Annotated in this window: 1 protein-coding gene; it reads right to left on the reverse strand. The window is 51.0% G+C overall.

The annotated features are described in order from the left end of the window. Positions 1–156 precede the first annotated feature (156 nt). Positions 157–564, reverse strand: coding sequence for a hypothetical protein (locus ACOCD2_RS23930; RefSeq protein ID WP_293653197.1), 408 nt, complete (start codon positions 562–564; stop codon positions 157–159). Between the last annotated feature and the right edge of the window lie 153 nt (positions 565–717).

Here is a 717-nt window from a genome sequence, read left to right on the forward strand (position 1 = left end):
GTCCTGGTCACCAAGCACTACGCAACAACTTCGCAGGCTTGTTGCTGCTCCGCACTTGGCTCCCAATGACTGGACACCGCGTTTGGATGCCTACTTTGCTTCCCCTCTGGCGCTATGCGCAGACGGGTAAGCATGCGGCCTCGCGGCTACTGAGGACTACCAGCCCTCACTTCGCTCTCCATGGCTGGCAGCGACGGATGCAGATTCCCAGGAGAACACCAGCTTGGCAATTATCTGGTTGCACTTGGTGCAAGGAAATACCTTGTTTTCAAAGACTTCTGTTCCAGTGGAGACATTGTTTGGCGGGAAGGCATTGCGCCTTAAATGGGCTGGCTTTTTAGCCACATGCACCAGTAGCGCATCGGACATTTGCTGTGCCACCAGAGCTACAATCTGTCTGTTCTTTTCCTGAGGTTCCTCAACATAAGGCTGAAGTTGCGTATCGCCCAGGGAAGTGCCACGAACAACGACCCCGCCTATTTCTTCATACTCATTCCTGAAGATGGCATACGCATTCCCGCGCCTTTTAACAGAAATACCTGGTGGTAGCTGTAATTTATTCATTTAAAGCTTCCCCGCTGCGGTTAGCGCGGTATGTATCGTTTTGAATGGTAAAAGCAAAGATAATTGAGCATCCAATAATGGAACAGCGCCATAGCTGGCATACCATTCGGCAACACGTTCATTCTTGGCATCAATCAACAATGCAACGCCGCC

It is taken from the genome of Thiolapillus sp. (genome assembly GCF_048562965.1).
Lineage (GTDB): Bacteria > Pseudomonadota > Gammaproteobacteria > Chromatiales > Chromatiaceae > Thiolapillus > Thiolapillus brandeum_A.

Bases quoted from the DNA above. Each gene is read 5' to 3' on its own strand.
- ACOCD2_RS23930 (WP_293653197.1), bottom strand. From the start codon at position 564: ATGAATAAATTACAGCTACCACCAGGTATTTCTGTTAAAAGGCGCGGG.